The sequence below is a fragment of the Pseudomonas sp. RC4D1 genome, from assembly GCF_018390395.1.
In the GTDB taxonomy this organism is placed as follows: Bacteria; Pseudomonadota; Gammaproteobacteria; order Pseudomonadales; family Pseudomonadaceae; genus Aquipseudomonas; species Aquipseudomonas danubii.
In genome coordinates, this window is the sequence record NZ_JAHBAW010000001.1 from 2185732 (window position 1) to 2202347 (window position 16616).

Sequence of the window (16616 nt, forward strand, 5' to 3'; positions counted from 1 at the left end):
TGCTTAAATGTGACCGCTCAGTTCAATTGGCCATCCAACTGTCAGTTTCTTGCGTCCACCGCGGTGTGACGTCAATTCTCCGACGACAAGATCATTAGGGGCTTGTTACATGTCTGCATCCCTCGCATTCGTCTTTCCAGGACAGGGCTCGCAGTCCCTCGGCATGTTGGCCGAGTTGGGCGCGCAGTACCCATTGATCCTCGACACCTTCAAGGAAGCCTCCGATGCTCTGGGCTACGACCTCTGGGCTCTGACCCAGCAAGGTCCCGAAGAGCTGCTCAATCAAACCGACAAGACTCAACCGGCCATCCTCACCGCCTCCATCGCCCTGTGGCGTGTCTGGTTGGCCGAGGGTGGTGCGCGTCCGGCCTTCGTCGCGGGTCACAGTCTGGGTGAATACAGCGCCCTGGTGGCCGCTGGCAGTCTGACTCTGGCCGAAGCGGTCAAGCTGGTCGAGCGTCGTGGTCAGCTGATGCAGGAAGCCGTGCCGGCAGGTCAAGGCGGCATGGCGGCAATTCTTGGTCTGGACGACGCCGATGTCGTGGCGGCCTGTGCAGAAGCGGCGCAAGGTGAAGTGGTCAGTGCGGTGAACTACAACTCCCCGGGCCAGGTGGTGATCGCTGGTGCCAAGGCGGCGGTGGACCGTGCTATCGAGGGTTGCAAGGCGCGCGGAGCCAAGCGTGCCATGCCATTGCCGGTCAGCGTGCCGTCCCATTGCGAGCTGATGCGCCCTGCGGCTGAGCGTTTCGCTGAATCGATTGCTGCGATCAACTGGCAGGCACCGCAGATTCCGCTGGTACAGAATGTCAGCGCCGCCGTGGCGGCCGACCTCGATACTCTCAAGTGCGACTTGCTGGAACAGCTGTACAAGCCTGTGCGCTGGGTCGAGTCGGTGCAGACCCTGGCGAACCAGGGCGCCACCCAGCTGGTGGAATGCGGTCCGGGCAAGGTCCTGGCCGGTCTCAACAAGCGCTGCGCCGAAGGCGTGTCGACCTCTAACCTGAATACCCCAGATGCTTTCGCTGCCGCTCGTGCAGCGTTGGCCTGAACTAGGAGAAGCTTGCATGAGTCTGCAAGGTAAAGTTGCACTGGTGACCGGCGCCAGCCGTGGGATCGGCCAGGCCATCGCGCTTGAGCTGGGGCGTATGGGCGCCACTGTGGTGGGTACCGCCACTTCCGCTTCGGGGGCCGAGCGCATCGCCGCTACCCTCAAGGAAAATGGCATTCAAGGCACCGGCCTTGAGCTCAATGTCACCAGCGACGAGTCCGTGGCTGCGGTTCTGGCCAGCATCACCGAACAGTTCGGTGCGCCGGCGATCCTGGTGAACAATGCCGGTATCACTCGCGACAACCTGATGATGCGCATGAAAGATGACGAGTGGTACGACGTGGTCGATACCAACTTGAATAGTCTGTATCGCCTGTCCAAAGGTGTTTTGCGTGGCATGACCAAGGCTCGTTGGGGGCGAATTATCAGTATTGGCTCGGTTGTGGGTGCCATGGGCAACGCAGGCCAAGTAAACTACGCCGCCGCCAAAGCCGGTCTGGAAGGTTTCAGCCGTGCCCTGGCGCGTGAAGTGGGTTCGCGGTCGATCACTGTGAACTCGGTTGCTCCAGGTTTTATCGATACCGATATGACCCGCGAGTTGCCGGAAGCACAACGTGAAGCCCTGCTGACGCAAATTCCGCTGGGTCGTCTGGGTCAGGCTCAAGAGATCGCGCAAGTGGTCGCTTTTCTGGCATCCGACGGTGCGGCATACGTTACTGGGGCTACAATCCCGGTCAACGGCGGGATGTATATGTGAGTCAAATGTGACGGATTGCTTCAAAAAAATGTCATACGAGCTGTCTAAAATCCGTTATAAAGCTGCAATCAATTTATAGGCAGATGGCCAAAGGGTTTGAGGGATGAAGCTTTCAGTTGAAAAGCTGAAAAGCCTTTCTATACACTTACCCACTGGCCAGCTGCCTGAATTTGTCCATTAGGAGTGAAAACAAGGTATGAGCACCATCGAAGAGCGCGTCAAGAAAATCGTTGCTGAGCAACTGGGCGTTAAAGAAGAAGAAGTTGTGAACACCGCTTCCTTCGTTGAAGACCTGGGTGCCGACTCCCTTGACACCGTTGAGCTGGTGATGGCTCTGGAAGAGGAATTCGAGACCGAAATCCCTGACGAAGAAGCTGAAAAGATCACTACCGTTCAAGCAGCTATCGACTACGTTACTAGCCACCAGGCTTAATCGTTTGTAGTCGTCTTTTGCTGTCATGGAAAAACCGCACTGCCGTTACGGCGTGCGGTTTTTTCTTTAGGCCTGATACAAAGTGTCGTCATTAGAAAAAGGAGAGTGCTGTGTCGCGTAGACGCGTCGTAGTCACCGGTATGGGTATGTTGTCGCCACTGGGTACGGATGTACCGAGTAGCTGGCAGGGCATTCTGGCTGGCCAAAGTGGCATTGGTCTGATCGAACACACCGACCTTTCTGCCTATTCCACCCGTTTTGGCGGCTCGGTAAAGGGCTTCAATGTCGAGGAGTACCTGTCGGCCAAAGAGGCCCGCAAACTCGACCTGTTCATTCAATACGGTCTGGCGGCCGGGTTTCAGGCGGTGCGTAACGCCGGCCTGGAAGTCACCGATGCCAACCGTGAGCGCATCGGCGTGGCCATGGGGTCGGGTATTGGCGGTTTGACCAATATCGAAGAAACCAGCCGCATCCTGCACGATTCCGGCCCACGGCGGATTTCTCCGTTCTTCGTGCCCGGTTCGATCATCAATATGATTTCCGGCTTCCTGTCCATCCATCTGGGTGCCCAGGGGCCGAACTATGCCATTTCTACTGCCTGTACCACCGGTACCCACTGCATCGGCATGGCCGCGCGCAACATTGCCTACGGCGAAGCCGACGTGATGATTGCCGGTGGCGCCGAAATGGCCGCCTGTGGCCTGGGTATGGGGGGCTTCGGTGCGTCCCGTGCGCTGTCGACTCGCAATGACGAGCCGACCCGTGCCAGCCGTCCGTGGGACAAGGGGCGTGATGGCTTCGTGCTGGCCGACGGTGCGGGTGCCCTGGTTCTTGAGGAACTGGAGCACGCCAAGGCTCGTGGCGCCACCATCTACGCTGAGCTGATCGGCTTCGGCATGAGCGGTGATGCCTATCACATGACGTCGCCACCCGCCGATGGCGCCGGTGCCGCTCGCTGCATCGCCAACGCCTTGCGTGATGCCAAGCTCAATGTCGATCAAGTGCAGTACATCAACGCCCATGGTACTTCGACTCCGGCCGGTGACCTGGCGGAAGCCGAAGCGATCAAGAGCGTGTTCGGCGACCATGCCTACAAGCTCGCGGTCAGTTCCACCAAGTCCATGACCGGTCACCTGCTGGGTGCCGCCGGGGCGATCGAGGCGATCTTCAGCGTACTGGCAATCAACAGTCAGGCCGCGCCGCCCACCATCAACCTGGATGAACCGGATGAGGGTTGCGACCTCGATTTCGTGCCGCACACTGCGCGCAGCATGGACATCGATGTGGTGCTGTCCAACTCCTTCGGCTTTGGTGGCACCAACGGCTCCCTGGTGTTCCGCCGGTTCTCCGAGTGATGCAAAGCTGGGTCGACGGTCGGCCGGCTGACGCGCTGTCGCTCAGGGACCGCGGCCTGGCCTATGGCGATGGTCTGTTCGAGACCATCGCTGTCCGATCCGGGCAACCGCAACTGCTGGAGCGGCACTTGCAGCGTCTGGCCGAAGGCTGCCGACGTCTGGCGCTGAGCGCGGATCAGGCGCTGATTCGCGACGAAGTGCTGGCCTATGCGGCGGCCCTGGGGGAGGGCGTGCTCAAGCTGATCCTGACCCGGGGCGACAGCCTGCGAGGATATGCCGCCGATCCTGCAGGCGCTGCGCGGCGGATTCTCCAGGGCGGGGCCTTGCCGGCTTATCCGGCGGCTCATGCCGATCAGGGGGTTGTGCTGTTCCCTTGCGTCACGCGTTTATCCGAGCAGCCGCTACTGGCTGGCCTCAAGCATCTCAATCGCCTTGAACAGGTTCTGGCTCGCGCTGAATGGCGCGACCCCGAGCACGCCGAAGGCTTGATGCTCGATGGTGCCGGACGGGTGATCGAAGGTGTATTCAGCAATCTGTTTCTGGTCAGTCAGGGGCGTCTCCTGACGGCTGATCTGAGTCGCTGCGGTGTGGCTGGAGTGATGCGCGCTGAAATTTTGTTTCAGGCCGAGTCACAAGGCATTCCCTTTGAAGTGGCGGATATCAGCCTTGATCAACTGCAACAGGCGGACGAGGTCTTCGTCTGCAACAGTGTCTACGGCATTTGGCCAGTGCTTGGCTGCGCCGGGATGAGCTGGTCGGCGGGTGCGCTCACCCGTAAACTGCAGGGCATTACCCGCGCACTACTGGATGCTTGATTCGTGAGACGTAAATTTCTGCTCCTGCTGGAAACCGGACTGGTCCTGGCAGGTCTGCTGCTGGGCGCGAGTGCCTGGAAACTGCACTCGGCCCTGGAACAACCGCTGAACCTGAGTCAGGAGCAACTGCTCGATGTTCCCGCCGGTTCTACGCCCACCGGAACCTTCAATCGTCTGCAGGCTGATGGCGTGATCCAGGACGCGTTCTGGCTGCGCCTTTACTGGCGCTTCAACTTGCCGGGGCAGCCTTTGCACAGCGGCGAGTACCGCATGACACCGGGCATGACTGCCGAAGGCCTGATCGGTCTCTGGCAGCGAGGCGAGGTGGTGCAGTACAGCCTGACCCTGGTGGAGGGCTGGACCTTCCGTCAGGTGCGCAGTGCCCTGGCCAAGAGCGACAAATTGCAACAGACCCTGACCGGTCTCAGCGATAGCCAGGTGATGGAGAAGCTCGGACACGGCGGCGTGTTCCCCGAGGGGCGTTTCTTCCCCGATACCTATCGTTTTGTGCGCGGCATGACCGATGCCGAACTTCTGGAAAAAGCCTACGACCGCCTGGACGATGTACTGGCCAAGGAGTGGAGCAGGCGGGCTGATGATGCGCCTTACAGTGATCCCTATCAGGCGCTGATCATGGCGTCGCTGGTGGAAAAGGAAACCGGCGTGCCCCATGAGCGTGGACAGATCGCGGGGGTCTTTGTACGGCGCATGCAGATCGGCATGCTGCTGCAGACCGATCCTACCGTGATCTATGGTCTGGGCGAGCGCTACACCGGCAAGCTGACCCGGGCGCATCTCAAGGAAGCCACGCCCTATAACACCTATGTGATTGCCGGGTTGCCACCCACGCCGATTGCCATGGTCGGGCGCGAGGCGATTCATGCCGCTCTCAATCCGGTGCCGGGCAAGAGCCTGTATTTTGTTGCCCGGGGTGACGGCAGCCATGTGTTCTCCGATGATCTGGATGCCCATAACAGCGCCGTGCGCGAGTTCCAGCTCAAGCGTCGCGCCGACTATCGTTCCAGCCCGGCGCCAGTAACTGCTCCGGCCGCTCCCGAAGCCGAGAGTTCGGCGCCGGCAGTCGTGCCTCAGGCGGCGCCGGACAGCTCGCCGCCAGCGTCACCCGCGCCGGCTGTGGCTCCGTTGGAGCCCGAACCCGCGCCGAAACGCCCGCAATGACTTTGATTAAGGACTGCCTGTGACTGGCTTGTTTATTACCCTGGAAGGCCCGGAAGGTGCCGGCAAAAGCACCAACCGCGAGTACCTCGCCGAGCGTTTGCGCGCTGCAGGCATCGAAGTGTTGTTGACCCGCGAGCCTGGTGGCACGCCTCTGGCTGAGCGGATTCGCGAAGTGTTGCTGACTCCGGGGGAGGAAGTCATGAGCGCCGATACCGAGCTGCTGTTGGTGTTCGCGGCCCGCGCCCAGCACCTGGCCTCGGTGATTCGCCCGGCACTGGCCCGGGGCGCGGTAGTGTTGTGCGACCGCTTCACCGACTCGACCTACGCCTATCAGGGGGCTGGTCGTGGCCTGAGTCTTGCGCGCATCGCTGCCCTTGAGGATTTCGTCCAGGGCCAGCTGCGCCCGGACCTGACCCTGGTGTTTGACCTGCCGGTGGACGTTGGCCTGGCCCGGGCCAGTGCCCGTGGCCGGCTGGATCGCTTCGAGCAGGAAGGCCAGGCGTTTTTCCAGAAGGTCCGTGAGGCTTACCTGAAGCGTGCTGAAGCTGCTCCGCAGCGTTATTTCCTGGTAGATGCGGCGCAGCCACTGGCGCAGGTCCAGCAGTCCCTGGATGCCTTGCTGCCACAATTGCTGGAGCGCGCCCGTGGCTGAGGTCTTTCCCTGGCAGGACGGCCTCTGGCAACAGTTGGCGGGGCGCGCGCAGCATGCTCACGCCTACCTGCTGCACGGTCCGGCGGGAATTGGCAAGCGGGCCCTGGCTGAGCGCCTGATGGCGCGCCTGTTGTGCCAGCGCCCCGACGGGCTGGATGCCTGCGGTCAGTGCAAGTCTTGTCTGTTGTTGCAGGCGGGTAGTCATCCAGACAATTACGTGCTGGAACCCGAAGAAGCGGACAAGGCGATCAAGGTCGACCAGGTTCGCGAGCTGGTGAGTTTCGTGGTCCAGACTGCGCAGCTGGGCGGACGCAAGGTGGTGCTGATCGAGCCTGTGGAGTCGATGAACATCAACGCCTCCAACGCCCTGTTGAAAAGCCTTGAGGAGCCTTCAGGCGACACCGTGCTGTTGCTGGTGAGCCATCAGCCCAGCCGGCTGTTGCCCACCATCAAGAGCCGTTGTGTGCAGCAGGCGTGCCCATTGCCCAGCGCGGCAATGAGTCAGCAGTGGCTGTCCCAGGCCTTGCCTGAATGCACCGAGGAGGAGCGGTTGGAGCTGCTGACCCTCGCGGCGGGATCGCCGCTGGCTGCCGTCGGCTTGCAGGCCCAAGGGGTGCGTGAGCAGCGGGCGTTGGTGGTGGAGGGGGTGAAGAAGTTGCTCAAGCAGCAACAGTCGCCAACCCAGTTGGCCGAGGCCTGGAATGCCATCCCCTTGTTGCTGCTGTTCGATTGGTTCTGTGACTGGTCGAACCTGATCCTGCGCTACCAACTGACCCAGGACGAAGACGGACTGGGGTTGCAGGACATGCGCAAGGTGCTGCAGTACCTGGCGCAAAAGTCCGGCCAGGACAAGGTGCTGGCGATCCAGGACTGGATCCTGGCCCAGCGGCAAAAGGTTCTGAGCAAGGCCAACCTCAATCGCGTGTTGCTGCTGGAAGCGCTGTTGGTGCAATGGTCGGCGTTGCCTACCCAGCGCTGACAGGCAGCGCCTAGAATCAAGCCTGTATCCGGCCGGACTGTGCAGTCCGGCCCTTTCATTTATCGGATGTAGTTGCAGTCTCTTATGCTCGTAGATTCCCATTGCCACCTTGATCGTCTCGACCTTGCCGCCCATGACGGCTCACTGGATGCCGCGCTCGATGCCGCCCGTCAGCGCGGTGTCGGGCATTTTCTGTGCATTGGCGTCAGTGCCGACAACGCGGCGGACGTCAAAGCGCTGGCCGAGCGTTATGACGACGTCGATTGTTCGGTGGGGGTGCATCCGCTGGATGTGCAGCCGGGGGCGGCTCCGGCGCTGGACTGGTTGCTGGATGAATTGAACCACCCGCGGGTGGTGGCCATCGGCGAGACCGGACTGGACTATCACTACGAGCCGGAAGCGGCTGAGTTGCAGCAGGAGTCCTTCCGTTTGCACCTGCAGGCCGCGCAGCAGACTGGCAAGCCGGTGGTCGTGCATACCCGCGGTGCCCGGGCCGATACGCTGGCGCTGTTGCGTGAAGCTGCATTGCCCAATGCCGGCGTGTTGCATTGCTTCACCGAGGACTGGGACATGGCCAAGGCAGCTCTGGACCTGGGGTTCTATATTTCTCTGTCGGGCATTGTCACCTTCCGCAATGCCGACGCTTTGCGCGATGTAGCGCGGCAGGTGCCTGCCGATCGCTTGTTGGTGGAAACCGATTCACCTTATCTGGCGCCTATCCCCTATCGCGGCAAGCCCAACCTGCCGCAGTACGTACGTGAAGTGGCGGAGTTCCTGGCGATGTTGCGGGGCGAAGCCTATGACGCCTTTGCCGAACAGACCACAGCCAACTTCAAACGTCTGTTTCCCCTGGCGCGAGTCAAGGGCGAGGCCTGAGTCGTCGGTGTGTGGAAGAGCAAATTTCAGGCAAAAAAAACCCGGGTTCTGGGGGGTGAATCCGGGTTAAGACCATTAGGAGTAAAACTAAGGCACGCGGTCCTTCGGTACCTTGATCGGCGTTTCACTTGGGGGAGATGTCCCGCCGACAGTTCAAGTATTGATCACTATTGCATTCAGTCCAGTTGCTCCTGCTCGTTTTTTAAACAAATTTGGAATACGAGCGCTTCGGTTGAGTTCTCATTTGCGGTGTTTTGGGGCTTATTTCGTTGAAAATCACAAAAAATCAGTCTGTTTTCGCAAAATTTGCACGAATTCGACGATTTTCTCTCTTCGGTAAACACACAAGCTGTTGCAGTTTAGTTTCCCGAGAAGCCTGATCCCCATCAATGGTATCGATACATTCAGACCTTTCACCTGTCCCGGATGGAGCTTTCGAGGCTCATCGGTAATATTTCCTGATGCTGATAAAGGCAACACTCCTGCGAAGCAGTGAGGCAATTGCGACTCATTGCGGTGTTTTCGTCGAGTGTGGGGCTGAGGCCGGTATCGAGACCCGATTACAGAAAAATCGAGACTTTACGGTCTGATACGAGGCTTTACAGCTGTCGATGTTTTCTATTTGAACCGCTTGCCGGCCCCGTATTCACTGGATTTTCCGGACGTTTGCGACTCATCTGTGTCTTTTCGTCTCGAGGGCTTTTACGTCAGAAACAGTGGCAACGACGGATGATCCGTGCATTTTGGTGCAAGTTAGGCATAATACGCGGCTTCGATTTTGACCCCGAACAGACCTTTTCTTATGCAAAAAGAACCTCGTAAGGTCCGTGAGTTTCGTCGCCGTGAGCAAGAAATTCTCGATACCGCGCTCAAGCTGTTCCTCGAACAAGGTGAAGACAGCGTCACCGTCGAGATGATTGCGGATGCCGTGGGTATCGGCAAAGGGACCATCTACAAGCATTTCAAGTCCAAGGCGGAGATCTACCTGCGCCTGATGCTCGACTATGAGCGGGATCTGAACGAGTTGCTGCACTCTGCCGATGTCGACAAGGATAAGGAGGCTCTGTCTCGGGCCTACTTCGAGTTCCGCATGCGCGATCCGCAGCGCTACCGGTTGTTCGACCGCCTGGAAGAGAAGGTGGTCAAGGGCAATCAGGTGCCGGAGATGGTCGAGGAACTGCACAAGATCCGTGCTTCCAACTTCGAGCGCCTGACCCTGCTGATCAAGGGCCGCATCAGCGAAGGCAAGCTGGAAGACGTGCCGCCTTACTTCCACTACTGCGCTTCCTGGGCGCTGGTGCACGGTGCCGTGGCGCTCTATCACTCGCCATTCTGGAGCAATGTGCTCGAGGATCAGGAAGGTTTCTTCCAGTTCCTGATGGACATCGGCGTGCGCATGGGCAACAAGCGCAAGCGCGACCCCGACACTTCCAACAGCTGAGGCATTCGCCCGTTGTATTGCGCCATCGGGTAACTGTATGGCGCGGTGTCCGAGGAATATACTCAGGCATGGGACTTGCTAAAACCTGATTTTTGAGTCAGGTTTTGCCGGTTCTCCCTTCTTACGCCGGAGTCATCCATGATCGTTGATCGTCAAGGCAGGCGCTTTCGCAACTTGCGGATCAGCCTGACGTCTGCCTGCAACTACGCCTGTACCTACTGCGTGCCCAACGGCAAGCGGCTGGTGGCTGCCCAGGATGAGTTGTCGGCCCAGGCGATGGCCCGGGGCGTGGCGTATCTGATCGAAGCGGCTGGCATCGAGCGTTTGCGCATCACCGGCGGTGAGCCCCTGGTCAGCCCCAAGCTGGAAGCTTTCATGGAGGCGGTGGGGCGCATGGATCTGGAAGACATCAGTCTGACCACCAACGGTCAGTTGCTGGCGCGCAAGCTGCCATTGTTGCTGGAAGCAGGGATCCGTCGAATCAACGTTTCTCTCGACACTCTGGATGCCAAGGCCTTTCGCAGCATCGCCCGCGGCGGGGATCTGGCCACTGTGCTCGATGGCATGCAGCAAGCCCGTGCCGCGGGGTTGAAGATCAAGGTCAACATGGTGCCGTTGCGCGGACAGAACCTGGACCAGGTCATGCCGTTGCTCGATTACTGTCTGCAGCAGGGCTATGAATTGCGTTTCATCGAGTTGATGCGCATGGGCCACCTGGCTAGCGACGGCAATGCTTTCCTGCAGCAGTTTGTCAGCCTGCAGCAGTTGCTGGACCTGATCGGCCAGCGCTACGACTACCTGCAGGCCGACGCGCCACTGGATGCCACGGCCGTACGCTACGAGATTCCCGGGCTTGGCCATTTCGGAGTGATTGCCAACGAGAGTGTACCGTTCTGCCGGACTTGCTCGCGCCTGCGACTGTCTTCCACTGGCTGGTTGCACGGCTGCCTGTCTTCGAGCAATCGTCACTATGTTGGCGATCTGCTGGACAAGCCGCGTCATCAAGCTTTGCCGGCCCTGCAGCGCCTGTTGGTCAAGGCCTTGGGAGACAAGCAGGATGTGGCCTTCTCCGGCGGAGCCACGGTGATGAAGATCATCGGTGGCTGATGCTGATTTTCCGTGAGTTTCCTTCAATCGCGTAGCTGGCGCGGAAGCTGCATCCCGTGGCCATTCGCCGGTTTTCCGTCACCGGATTTTGGAGGGTAGGATGCGTAGCCTGGTTTTGCTGCTGGCCTTTTTGGCACTTGGCGGCTGCATGAATGTCAGTGATATGGGCGAAGGGGTGCGTTATCACCTGAGTGACGCCGGGGTGCTCGACCACAGTGATACCCGCCGTACCAGCTCATTCCGCATTCAGCCGGATTCGTTCATTTTCATCGCCCAGGGGCCTTTCGCTCCTCCAGGCAGCGCGTACCCGCGGCCCAACGTGGTGGCGGAGGAAGCCTTCAACGGCTTTATCGAATATTTCCCCATGGTGCGTCGCGCCCGAGCAGCCGAAGGCCTCAACGAAGCCATGGCCGAAGCCCGGGAGCTAGGCGCGCACTATCTGCTTTACGCCCGTTTTGCCAAGGCGGATGACCGCATCGGCAACTCCGATGAGTGGCTGGATCAGGAAGCCGTGGACCGCCTGGGGGTCGATACCAGTACCATCCAGATCATGCTGATCGAAACCAGTACCCAGTATCTGATCGATTCGGCACGTATTCGCAGTCGTGGCGGTTTACTGACGTTCCACGACAACAAGCCCCAGGATCTGCTCGGCCCGCCCTTGCAGCAATACGCGCGCGGTTTGCTGGGCTTGAGTGACTGATTGATTGAGGAGAGCGGTATGAGTGGTCCAGGCAAGGCCAACGACCTGTTGGCGCAGATTCCCAAGGCTGAGAAGGGCCTGCCGCCGGTCCACTTGTGGAATCCCGATTTCTGCGGCGATATCGACATGCGCATCGCTCGTGACGGTACCTGGTATTACCTGGGCACACCCATCGGCCGCAAGCCCATGGTCAAGCTGTTCTCCACGATCATCCGCCGCGATGGCGACCAGTACTTTCTCATCACTCCGGTTGAGAAAGTGGGGATCAAGGTTGATGACGCACCTTTCGTTGCCGTGACCCTGGAGGTCGAAGGGCAGGGCGAAAACCAGGTGTTGCGCTTCACCACCCATGTCGATGAACAGGTGGTTGCCGGCGCTGAGCATCCCCTGCGCGTGGTGATCGATCCTCAGACCCAGGAGCCTGCGCCCTATATCCTGGTTCGACACAATCTTGAGGCGCTGATCCATCGCAACGTCTTCTACCAACTGGTGGAACTGGCGCAGACCCGCACCCTTGAAGGCCAGAACTGGTTGGGAGTGTGGAGCGGCGGAACGTTTTTCCCCATGGGTCTTGAGCCTTAGACGGACGTTTCCAGCCGGTGTAAGAAGATATTTCTTGCTCTTGATCCGATCTTTCATGTATCAACCGGACATGATCAAACATGTCCGATTCGATAAGAAAACAAGAGTGGTCGACGAGCTGATCCGGCGCATTGAAAGCGGTCTCATGGAAGACGGCTTCCAGCTTCCGGGGGAGCATCAGTTGGCCGAAGAGTTCGGTGTCAGTCGCGGCACCTTGCGTGAGGCCCTGGCCGAGCTCAAGCGTCGCAACTACATCGCCACACAGAGCGGCGTCGGCTCCATTGTCACCTTCGATGGCGTGGCCCTGGACCAGCATCACGGTTGGGCCCAGGCGCTGGCCGACAGTGGAGCGCTGGTCAATACCGAGGTGTTGCGCCTGGAGGCGATCTGCCGTCCCGAGCTCAAGCACCGCCTGGGCACTGACCAATTCATTGCCCTGGACCGCCGTCGCCGCAGCACCGAGGGGCGGGTGCTGTCTCTTGAGCGCTCCCTGATCCCTGCATCCGGCGAACTTGAAGGCCTGCCCCGGGTTGGCCTGATCGATGATTCCCTGACCATTACCCTGGCCGCCTACGGCTATATCGGCGAGCGTGGCGATCAGTGGATCGGCGCCGAACCCTTGAATGCCGAAGACGCCGAGCTGCTGGGCCGTGCTCCCGGAGAAGTGTTCCTCAAGGCCCTGCGCACTACCTATGACCGCCAGGGACGCTTCATGGAGCAGGTGGAGAGCCTGTTGGACCCGCAGCATTTTCGCCTGCACCTGCAATTTGGAGAGTCAGGGTGAGCCAGCTCCGGCGGGCGCTTGGCGCTTTTTATGGATTGGCCTTGGGCGACGCCCTGGGCATGCCGACCCAGTCCCTGAGTCGTGAACAGATCCAGCAGCGCTTCGGCGCTATCGGTACCCTGGAAGATGCCGGCCCGGATCAGCCGATCGCGGCGAACATGCCTGCCGGCTCCATTACCGACGACACCGAACAGGCGATCCTGGTGGGCCGCCTGCTGGTCCAGGGCCAAGGCCGTATCGCTCCGACCGCGCTGGCCAGCAGCCTGATTGAATGGGAGGCCGCAATGCAGGCCAAAGGCTCCCAGGACCTGCTCGGGCCTTCCACCAAACACGCGATTGAACTGATCCTCGCCGGTCACTCGGTGGAAGAGGCCGGCCGCTACGGCACCACCAATGGCGCCGCGATGCGTATCACGCCAGTGGGCATCGCCAGCGATGTTGCCCACTCCGATCGTTTTATCCAGGCGGTGGTCCAGGCCTGTCAGGTCACCCACAACACCAGCTTGGGCATTGCCAGTGCGGCAGCGGTGGCGGCAGTCGTGTCCGCAGGTGTCAATGGCGCTTGCCTGGCGGACGCTTTGCCCCTTGGGAGGCAGGTTGCCTGGCAGGCACAGGCGCAAGGTTACTGGGTCGCCGGTGCCAGTATTGCCGCGCGCCTGGAGTGGGCTGCCACTCTGAGCGTGGATGGCGACAAGCAGGGGTTTGCCCGGATGCTCTATGAGCTGGTGGGGACCTCGGTGGCGTCCCAAGAGTCGGTGGTAACGAGCTTTGCCCTGGCCGGGCAAGTGGCGCTTGGTCATCTGGAAGCCTTCGAGGCCTTGTGCATGGCTGCCAGCCTGGGGGGCGATACCGACACAATCGCCGCGATTCTCGGGGCCATGCTCGGCGCCTGCCTTGGGCTCGAGGCGTGGCCCAGGGATTTGATCGACCGGGTGCAGCAGGTCAATGAACTGGATTTGCAGCCCCTGGTACAAGAGCTGCTGGCTCTGCGCTGAGCCATTTTGCTCTGAGAACACCTATGGCTATGGAAAGCTAAAAAACACGGCCAGGAATGCCGGGATGTTCAGCGACTTCCGAAATTGCCAATAACCACAACGATGGCAACAGGAGCCTTATTCATGAGTTCATCGAGCGCCGGGCCAGGTGTCGGACAACTGGAAACCCGTGGCATCGAGCCGGTCCCGGAAGCGGAGTGCAACGGTCATCCTTTGCAGCTGTTCTGGGTCTGGTTTGCGGCCAATATCAGCATCCTCGGGTTGCCCCTGGGGGCGACCCTGGTGGCGTTTCGCGGTCTGTCGATCTGGCAGGTGCTGCTGGTGGCGGTCCTGGGCTCGGTGGGATCGTTCGCCGTGGTCGGGCTGATATCCGTGGCTGGCCGTCGTGGTCGGGCGCCGAGCCTGACCTTGTCTCGGGCCATTTTCGGTGTGCGCGGCAATATCGGCCCGACCCTGGTGTCCATGCTGTCGCGAGTCGGTTGGGAAACGGTCAATACCACCACCGCAGCCTTTGTTCTCCTGTCCTTGAGTTCGATCCTGTTCCACACCCCGGCCTCGGCCAAGGACGCGCCACTGCTGACCCTGCTGTTCATCGCTATCTTTGTGCTCATGACGCTGAGTGTGTCCGGTCTGGGTCACGCCACGTTGCTGGTGATCCAGAAGTGGGCCACCTACGGATTCGGCGCGCTGAACGTCCTGGTGGGCGGCTTTCTCTGTGCCACCATCGACTGGACCGCAGTGTTCAATGCCTCCCCCGCGCCTATGAGCGCGATGATCATCGGCGTCGGCACCATGGCCGCAGGCACCGGGATCGGCTGGGCCAGCTCTGGGGCGGACATGTCCCGTTATCAGCAACGTTCGGTCACTGCCGGGCGCCTGGTGGCCTCGGCGGCCTTCGGTGCCGGTATTCCGCTGGTGCTGCTGATCACCCTGGGAGGCTTGCTGTCGGTCGGTAACGATCATCTGGCCTCAGCGGTGGACCCGATCATTGCGATCCGCGACATGCTGCCAACCTGGATGGCCGTGCCTTACCTGATCGCTGCCTTCGGCGGTCTGCTGTTGTCCAATAACCTGTCGGTGTATTCCGCCGGTCTCACCGCGCTGACCCTGGGCCTCAAGGTCAAGCGGGTCTACGCAGTACTGGTGGACATCGTGGCGATCTTCATGGGGTCGATCTACTTCATGTTGATCGCTGACAGTTTCTACGGCCCCTTCATCAGCTTCATTTCCCTGCTGGCGGTGCCGATCACGGCCTGGGTGGGAATCTTCGTGGTGGACTTGATCCATCGCCACTACTACAGCGCCGATGATTTATTGAATGTGGGCCCGAGCAGCGCCTACTGGTATCAGGGCGGCATCGAATGGCGGGCCTTTGGTGCCTGGGTGCTGGCCATCGTCCTGGGCTTCTGTTTCACCAGCATTGGCACCACGGTCGAGGACGTCTGGTTCACGGGACCATTGGCCGATTCCTGGCTGGGGCATAACGGCCTGGGCTGGATCATCACCTTCCTGGTGGCCGGCGGCGTCTATGGCGTGCTGGGCGGCGCCCGTGACCGGCGTCGGGCTTTTGTCGAGAATGCCAATGCCTAGATTGCTCCACAGTGGCCAGGTGATCGTCGATCTGGTGATGGCCGTTGATCGCCTGCCGGAGTCTGGCGGCGATGTGCTGGCGCAGTCGGCCAGTTTCGAGGCGGGTGGCGGTTTCAATGTCATGGCGGCGGCCGCGCGCAATGGCCTGCCGGTGGTCTATCTCGGTCGTCACGGCCAGGGGCGTTTTGGTGATCTGGCTCGGCAGGCGATGCAGGCCGAAGGCATCCAGATGAGCCTGGAACCCAGTCTTGGGGCCGACACGGGTCTATGCGTGGCCTTGACCGAAGCCTCTGCCGAACGCACTTTCATTTCCCATATAGGTGCCGAGGGCGAACTGACGGTCGAAGACTTGGCGCAGGTCGAGGTGAGAGCGGGGGATTACCTCTACGTCAGTGGCTACAGCCTGCTGCAGGCGAGCAAGGCCAAGGCCCTGGTCGACTGGGTGCTGGCGTTGCCAGCCTCGGTGCCCCTGATGTTCGATCCGGGGCCGCTGGTGGGCTCGTTGGATTCTCCCTTGATGGCGGCTTTGTTGCCACGTATCGACATCTGGAGCAGTAACCGGGTCGAGGCCCTGCGCTTGAGTGCCAGCTCGGAAATGGTCGAAGCCTTGCAGCGGCTGGGCTCAATGTTGTCGTCCAAGGCCATGCTGGTACTGCGTGACGGTCCCCGAGGTTGCTGGATCAATCAAGAGGGGCGTGCTGTGCTGGTGCCGGGGTTCAAGGTCGAGGCAGTGGACAGCAATGGTGCCGGCGATGCCCATGCCGGTGTCTTTGTCGCCGCGCTTGCTGCGGGTCATGAGCCGCAGGCAGCGGCTCGTCGGGCCAATGCGGCGGCGGCCATCGCGGTGACCCGCCGTGGCCCGGCCACCGCACCGTGCAGCGCGGAAGTGGACGCAATGTTGCGGGCCTGATGGACTGTCACCAGCCTTGCGCAGCACTAGCTGGATTGAGCCGGCGCCGGGTGTTACTGGCTGCTGCCCTCTGAGCCTGAGCCACCGGTGGTGGTTTTCGATCCGCTACCGGTCTTGCCATTGTCCGGAGTCGTGGCATCCAGGGTGCCGGCGCCGCCCTGGCGGCCGTTGTCGTTGCCCTGGATTCTAGGGTCGGTGCCGGTGGCCGGCGGCAGCGAGCCTTCGTCCATGGCTGGCGGGTTGATGTTGATCTTCGGTGTGCTCTGGGGGGCAGGGGATTGCGGGCCTTCTACCGGATTGGTGGGGCCTGTGGTGCCCGCCAGGGCGGCGCTGGACAACAGTCCGGCCAGGGCCAGGGCTGAGAGTTGGACCTTGATCATGGTGTCGCCTCCATTGTTAGAGTCGTTACC

The 16616-nt window shown here is 60.7% G+C and carries 18 protein-coding genes; 17 read left to right on the top strand and 1 reads right to left on the bottom strand.

The features are described from left to right. The first annotated feature begins 109 nt into the window (after nt 1–109). The 17 genes from fabD (at nt 110) to KHO49_RS10120 (ending at nt 16206) form a co-directional block, all read left to right on the top strand. Entirely contained in the window at nt 110–1048 is a 939-nt protein-coding gene (gene fabD, locus KHO49_RS10040; RefSeq protein ID WP_213664962.1) for an ACP S-malonyltransferase, read from the top strand. Nucleotides 1049–1064: 16 nt separating this feature from the next. After that, on the top strand, nt 1065–1805 hold the full coding sequence (gene fabG, locus KHO49_RS10045; protein WP_011060118.1) for a 3-oxoacyl-ACP reductase FabG: 741 nt from the start codon (nt 1065–1067) through the stop codon (nt 1803–1805). 196 nt (nt 1806–2001) lie between these two features. Further along, the gene (acpP, locus tag KHO49_RS10050) at nt 2002–2238 is read left to right on the top strand and encodes an acyl carrier protein (RefSeq protein WP_003175607.1); all 237 of its coding nucleotides are present in this window, start codon (nt 2002–2004) and stop codon (nt 2236–2238) included. A gap of 110 nt (nt 2239–2348) precedes the next feature. Next, nucleotides 2349–3593, top strand: coding sequence for a beta-ketoacyl-ACP synthase II (fabF, locus tag KHO49_RS10055; protein WP_102863910.1), 1245 nt, complete (start codon nt 2349–2351; stop codon nt 3591–3593). Next, nucleotides 3593–4408: an aminodeoxychorismate lyase gene (gene pabC / locus KHO49_RS10060; RefSeq protein ID WP_110652127.1), complete on the top strand. Its 816-nt coding sequence runs from the start codon at nt 3593–3595 to the stop codon at nt 4406–4408. Before fabF ends, pabC begins: the two co-directional genes overlap by 1 nt. 3 nt (nt 4409–4411) lie before the next feature. Continuing rightward, a complete protein-coding gene (mltG, locus tag KHO49_RS10065; protein ID WP_213664963.1) occupies nt 4412–5587 on the top strand; it encodes an endolytic transglycosylase MltG in 1176 nt (391 codons plus the stop codon). 19 nt (nt 5588–5606) lie between these two features. Continuing rightward, the gene (tmk, locus tag KHO49_RS10070; protein WP_102863907.1) at nt 5607–6239 is read left to right on the top strand and encodes a dTMP kinase; all 633 of its coding nucleotides are present in this window, start codon (nt 5607–5609) and stop codon (nt 6237–6239) included. Further along, nucleotides 6232–7218 (top strand): DNA polymerase III subunit delta', encoded by a 987-nt coding sequence (locus KHO49_RS10075; RefSeq protein ID WP_102878935.1) that lies wholly within the window; start codon nt 6232–6234, stop codon nt 7216–7218. Before tmk ends, KHO49_RS10075 begins: the two co-directional genes overlap by 8 nt. Before the next feature lie 84 nt (nt 7219–7302). Beyond that, nucleotides 7303–8094, top strand: coding sequence for a TatD family hydrolase (locus KHO49_RS10080; protein ID WP_102878936.1), 792 nt, complete (start codon nt 7303–7305; stop codon nt 8092–8094). A gap of 802 nt (nt 8095–8896) precedes the next feature. After that, nucleotides 8897–9535 (top strand): TetR/AcrR family transcriptional regulator, encoded by a 639-nt coding sequence (locus KHO49_RS10085; RefSeq protein ID WP_011060125.1) that lies wholly within the window; start codon nt 8897–8899, stop codon nt 9533–9535. Between the two features lie 138 nt (nt 9536–9673). Then, nucleotides 9674–10642, top strand: a complete 969-nt coding sequence (locus KHO49_RS10090) for a GTP 3',8-cyclase MoaA (RefSeq protein WP_102878937.1) — start codon at nt 9674–9676, stop codon at nt 10640–10642. 100 nt (nt 10643–10742) lie between these two features. Beyond that, nucleotides 10743–11345, top strand: coding sequence for a DUF4823 domain-containing protein (locus KHO49_RS10095; protein ID WP_102863903.1), 603 nt, complete (start codon nt 10743–10745; stop codon nt 11343–11345). A gap of 18 nt (nt 11346–11363) precedes the next feature. Continuing rightward, on the top strand, nt 11364–11927 hold the full coding sequence (locus KHO49_RS10100) for a DUF1285 domain-containing protein (RefSeq protein ID WP_213664964.1): 564 nt from the start codon (nt 11364–11366) through the stop codon (nt 11925–11927). Between the two features lie 70 nt (nt 11928–11997). Further along, nucleotides 11998–12711, top strand: coding sequence for a GntR family transcriptional regulator (locus KHO49_RS10105; protein ID WP_102864106.1), 714 nt, complete (start codon nt 11998–12000; stop codon nt 12709–12711). Then, the gene (locus KHO49_RS10110; protein ID WP_213664965.1) at nt 12708–13706 is read left to right on the top strand and encodes an ADP-ribosylglycohydrolase family protein; all 999 of its coding nucleotides are present in this window, start codon (nt 12708–12710) and stop codon (nt 13704–13706) included. The genes KHO49_RS10105 and KHO49_RS10110 overlap by 4 nt, the downstream gene beginning before the upstream one ends. Before the next feature lie 123 nt (nt 13707–13829). Continuing rightward, a complete protein-coding gene (locus KHO49_RS10115) occupies nt 13830–15296 on the top strand; it encodes a purine-cytosine permease family protein (RefSeq protein ID WP_213664966.1) in 1467 nt (488 codons plus the stop codon). Beyond that, nucleotides 15289–16206: a PfkB family carbohydrate kinase gene (locus KHO49_RS10120; RefSeq protein ID WP_123392205.1), complete on the top strand. Its 918-nt coding sequence runs from the start codon at nt 15289–15291 to the stop codon at nt 16204–16206. The genes KHO49_RS10115 and KHO49_RS10120 overlap by 8 nt, the downstream gene beginning before the upstream one ends. Nucleotides 16207–16259: 53 nt before the next feature. Here the strand turns inward: KHO49_RS10120 and KHO49_RS10125 are convergent, their stop codons facing one another. Beyond that, a complete protein-coding gene (locus KHO49_RS10125; RefSeq protein WP_102863898.1) occupies nt 16260–16586 on the bottom strand; it encodes a hypothetical protein in 327 nt (108 codons plus the stop codon). Nucleotides 16587–16616 lie beyond the last annotated feature (30 nt).

Bases quoted from the DNA above. Each gene is read 5' to 3' on its own strand.
- fabD (WP_213664962.1), top strand. From the start codon at position 110: ATGTCTGCATCCCTCGCATTCGTCTTTCCAGGACAGGGCTCGCAGTCC.
- fabG (WP_011060118.1), top strand. From the start codon at position 1,065: ATGAGTCTGCAAGGTAAAGTTGCACTGGTGACCGGCGCCAGCCGTGGG.
- acpP (WP_003175607.1), top strand. From the start codon at position 2,002: ATGAGCACCATCGAAGAGCGCGTCAAGAAAATCGTTGCTGAGCAACTG.
- pabC (WP_110652127.1), top strand. From the start codon at position 3,593: ATGCAAAGCTGGGTCGACGGTCGGCCGGCTGACGCGCTGTCGCTCAGG.
- KHO49_RS10080 (WP_102878936.1), top strand. From the start codon at position 7,303: ATGCTCGTAGATTCCCATTGCCACCTTGATCGTCTCGACCTTGCCGCC.
- KHO49_RS10085 (WP_011060125.1), top strand. From the start codon at position 8,897: ATGCAAAAAGAACCTCGTAAGGTCCGTGAGTTTCGTCGCCGTGAGCAA.
- KHO49_RS10090 (WP_102878937.1), top strand. From the start codon at position 9,674: ATGATCGTTGATCGTCAAGGCAGGCGCTTTCGCAACTTGCGGATCAGC.
- KHO49_RS10095 (WP_102863903.1), top strand. From the start codon at position 10,743: ATGCGTAGCCTGGTTTTGCTGCTGGCCTTTTTGGCACTTGGCGGCTGC.
- KHO49_RS10100 (WP_213664964.1), top strand. From the start codon at position 11,364: ATGAGTGGTCCAGGCAAGGCCAACGACCTGTTGGCGCAGATTCCCAAG.
- KHO49_RS10105 (WP_102864106.1), top strand. From the start codon at position 11,998: ATGATCAAACATGTCCGATTCGATAAGAAAACAAGAGTGGTCGACGAG.
- KHO49_RS10115 (WP_213664966.1), top strand. From the start codon at position 13,830: ATGAGTTCATCGAGCGCCGGGCCAGGTGTCGGACAACTGGAAACCCGT.
- KHO49_RS10120 (WP_123392205.1), top strand. From the start codon at position 15,289: ATGCCTAGATTGCTCCACAGTGGCCAGGTGATCGTCGATCTGGTGATG.
- KHO49_RS10125 (WP_102863898.1), bottom strand. From the start codon at position 16,586: ATGATCAAGGTCCAACTCTCAGCCCTGGCCCTGGCCGGACTGTTGTCC.